Origin of the sequence: Spiroplasma endosymbiont of Lariophagus distinguendus (genome assembly GCF_023846195.1) — a bacterium.
Lineage (GTDB): Bacteria > Bacillota_I > Bacilli_A > Mycoplasmatales > VBWQ01 > Spiroplasma_E.
Map to the genome: position 1 here is coordinate 1 of NZ_JALMUW010000072.1, position 4480 is coordinate 4480.

A 4480-nucleotide genomic window follows, 5' to 3' on the forward strand; every position below is an offset into this window, starting at 1 on the left:
GTTCAAACAATTTTGATGAACTTGAACAAAGTAAAGAAAGTGATTCTAGTAGAAATTTATCTTCAACTTCGCTTACTTCTTCTTATTAAAAATGTTTATATCAAATTTAATTAATACTTTTTTGTTAAATTAGCAAAAAAAATTGTTATTATTATATTTATTAAATATGATTTTGTTTTTCGAAGAGGAATAATTTGTGTTTTTATTATATAAGCAAAAATTTAAAGATTGAAGATTTTTATATAAATTATTAAGTTGTATATTAATTTTTATTTTATCAATATTGACTATCATCTTTTCTGTATTTACTGAATTTTGATATGTTAATAGTACTAATAAAGATAATTTTTATAATTCTATAGTATTACAAAACTTTGATGTAATGTTATCATTTTGGTCTTCTCAAACAATATTTATTGTTAATATTTGATTTTTATTTTCTTTAATTTATCATCAAAAAGAGCAGACAAATAGATTCACTAATATTTATAGTCAAATTAATTTAACAATATACATAACTATTACTGCCCTTATTTTTTGAGTGGGGATATTTATTGATAGTGTTTCAAAGTTAGATTTAGAACTTAATTGATTTTGAAAATTGAATAATTTATCTTTATTTTGTTCCTTTTTAGATCATTTAGTATCACCAATATTGATGATTATTTTTTTAATTTTAACGTTTAGAAAAAACAAATTTAATATCAATATTAAAAAACAATTTATATTAGTGGTTATTTATCCAATTATTTATCTAACTTATATTTATATTAGAGCCGGTATTTTACAAGCAAATGATGTTAAAAATTTTATTTATCCTTATAACATCCTCAACTTTAATTATTCAATTATTGGAATTCCATTATGAATTAATAGTATCTTAGTTATAATGTTAATTATTAGTACTATTATTAGTACTACATTATTTTATTTGTGAATTAATAAATTTTATTATAAAACAATTAAAGAACAAATAATAATGCAAATAAAGTAATATTTCTGCTAAATCTTAACAATAAATATTAAGCTGATTCATGGTAAAATATAAATATATATTTTAAAATAGGTGAGGTAAGATGGCATTCTTAAAAAGAATCGAAGCATATGGTTTTAAGTCATTTGCAGAGCCTTTAACAATAGAATTTGATACTAATATTGTAGGTATTGTTGGCCCTAATGGTTCTGGGAAGTCTAATATTAATGATGCTATTCGTTGAGTTTTAGGTGAACAATCAGTTAAATCATTACGTGGTGAAAATAGTGAAGATATAATTTTTAATGGTGCTAAAGGAAAACAACCATTAAATAGTGCTCAAGTTACTTTAGTTTTTGATAATACTAATAAAATATTTAAAGTTGATTTTAATGAAGTACAAATTACTAGAAAAACTTTTCGTAATAGTTCAGAAAATGAATATTACATTAATAAAGCTCGTGTTCGTTTAAAAGATGTACAAGAAATTATTATGGGTACAGGTTTAGCTAAAGGTTCACTTGCAATTATTAGTCAAGGTAATGTTTCACGATTTGCTGATTCTAAGCCAGAAGAAAGAAGAACTTTATTTGAAGAGGCTGCTGGTGTTTCAAAATACAAAAAGAGGAAAGAAGAGTCATTACGTAAATTAGAGCGTACTAATGAAAATTTAGTTCGAGTTAATGATATTATTAGTGAAATAAGTAGAAAAATTGAACCATTAGCAAAACAAGCACAGAAAGCTAAAACTTATGTTGAATTACGTGATAATTTAAAAAAATATGAAATTACTATTATTGTTAAAGATTTGGAGACATATCATAATCAATTAAAACTTACAACAGTTAGTATAAATGATAATGAAATTTTACAACAACAACTTAATTTAAATATTAGTAAGAATGAACAACAATTAAAATTTTTAAAAAATAAAAGTTATGATTTAGATAAAAACATTAATAGTTTAGAAATGAATTTATCTAATGTTAATAGTTTATTGCAAGTTTTAGAACAACAAAAATCGTTAATGAAAACAAAACAAAGTGAAATAAAAGATCAAACAGAAGTTGAAAAATTAAAAAATGAAATTGAAACTTTGCTTACTATTATTGAACAAAAAACTTTTTTACAAAAAAAAGAACAAGAAAATTTTGATAAAATTAATAATTTATTTGAAGAACTAAATGTTCAACATCAAGATTTAATTTTAGGACAAAATAATATTCATCGTGGTTTAGGTGAAAAAAAAGCACAATTAGAATCGGTAATTAATTATCAACAACGACAAAATCAAAAATATTTGGGTGTTCAAACAATTTTAAATAATAAAGATAAACTATATGGCATCATTGGAGTAGTGAGTGATTTAATTTCGGTGCCCGATCTTTATAGTGAAGCGATTGTTAAAGTATTGGGCAATACTTTAAAAAACATTGTTACGGCGACTAACAAAGATGCAACCAAGGCTGTTGAATTTTTAAAACAAAATAAAGCGGGAATTGCCACTTTTTTACCTTTAAATTCAATTCAAGTTCGAACAGCGACTAAAGAAGATGAAATTATTGTTAATAGTAAATCAGGTTATTTAAGTTTTGCTCATCATTTAGTTACAGCAGTTGATAATAGAATTCAGCCGATTATTAATTTTCTTTTAGGTCGTACTATTATTTGTGAAGACTTAGAAAGCGCAAGAGTTATTTCACAATTAATTGCTGCTAAATATCAATGTGTAACTTTAGATGGTCAATTAATTAAAGCTGGTGGTGCTATTGTTGGAGGTTATCAACATCAAAATAGTATTAATGTTTTTAAAGAAAAGTTAATAGTTTCTGAATTAAAAGAAGAAATTAAATCATTAGAACAACAATTAGTTAATATAAATGTCCAAAGAACAAGTATTGAAAGCGAATTAAATAATTATCAAGGTCAAAAGTTGACAATTATTTTAACAATAAATAAACTGATTAGTGAAATTAGTGATATCACTAATCAATCACAATTATTAACTACTCAATATCAAACATTAACTGGTAAAAAATTAGATATTGATACTACAAACCAATTAAATGATATTTTTATTCAATATGAAAATTCTAAATATGATCAAGCAACAATAAAAAGTCAACTACAATTAATTCGTAAACAGAAACATCAATTATTAGAACAAATGCAAAGTTTAGAAAATGAATTATATAGTTTAAATCAAGAACATTTTATGACTAGTGATAAATTAAATAATCAAAAGCTTGAACAAGTAAAAATGGAGTCAAAAGTAGAACAACATTTAAGACGTTTAGTTGAAACTTATAATTTAACTTATGAATATGCTAGAGAACATTATAGTGAACCATTAGCAGACGAACAACAAGCACGTAATTTGGTACAACAATTACGTAGTGAAATTGAAGATTTAGGATTTGTAAATATTAATGCTATTGAAGAATTTGAAAATGAAAATGAACGTTATTTACGTTTAAAAACTAAACATGATGAATTACAATTAGCATCACAATCGTTGTTAACAGCCATTGATGAAATGGATAATGTTATGGTAACGCAATTTGATGAAACAATCAAAGCTATTAATATGGTATTGCCCGAAACATTTCAAACTTTATTTGGTGGAGGAACTTGTAGTTTACGATATACATCACCTGATGATATTTTAAATACAGGTGTGGAAGTGCTTGCTAATCCTCCTGGTAAAAGAATTAGTAATTTAAACTTATTATCAGGTGGTGAAAAATCATTAGTTGCATTAGCAGTATTATTTGCTATTTTAAAAGTCAAGCCGTTGCCATTGACAATATTAGATGAGGTTGAAGCACCATTGGATCCAGCAAATTTAGAGCGTTTTGCTAGATATGTTCGTAGTTTTTCACAATATACACAATTTATTATTGTTACTCATCGTCCAGGCACAATGGAAAATTGTGATGTATTATATGGTACAACTATGCAAAATCAAGGAATTACGAAAATGGTAGCCATTAAATTAGCAGATGCTAAAAAAATTATTGAAAGCGATAAATCAGTGAAAAATGTTAATTATGTCGTTTAAATTTTATGTTATATTAAAAATAAATTTATTATTTTTTATTGTGATGAAACATTAACGATTCATGTTGGTGTTAAACCAACCATATCAATAACAACTCCATTACCATTATCATAGTCAGAAATTTGTCATATGTATCATTGTGCAATTAATATTGCTGCAACTGCACCAATTATTGGAGCTAATGCTGGTAAGGCAACACCTAGGACAGCAGAGACTGCTCCTATTCCCGAACCAATCGCATTATTTAATTTATGTAATGTATCATGATTTAATCCAATAACATGGTAAGCAAAATAATATTGATAATAGTTTTCGCCACCTGCATATGTTGCTACGTTATTTTTTGTTAGATATTTTCAAACGTTATTTTCAGCAGTAATATTAGAACCTGTTTAGAATCTTTTAGAAAATAATGTAAAATTACTATATATTTTAAAATAAGAGGT

3 protein-coding genes are annotated in these 4480 nt (G+C 24.8%); all 3 read left to right on the forward strand.

Features of this window, described 5'->3' with window-relative positions; translation table 4 throughout:
* Positions 1–196 precede the first annotated feature (196 nt).
* Entirely contained in the window at positions 197–994 is a 798-nt protein-coding gene (locus tag M0D11_RS05270) for a hypothetical protein (RefSeq protein ID WP_252320756.1), read from the forward strand.
* A gap of 82 nt (positions 995–1076) precedes the next feature.
* Positions 1077–4034: an SMC hinge domain-related protein gene (locus tag M0D11_RS05275; protein WP_252320758.1), complete on the forward strand. Its 2958-nt coding sequence runs from the start codon at positions 1077–1079 to the stop codon at positions 4032–4034.
* Positions 4035–4163: 129 nt separating this feature from the next.
* Complete coding sequence (locus M0D11_RS05280; RefSeq protein WP_252320760.1) at positions 4164–4322, forward strand: hypothetical protein; 159 nt, start codon at positions 4164–4166, stop codon at positions 4320–4322.
* The last annotated feature ends 158 nt before the right edge of the window (positions 4323–4480 follow it).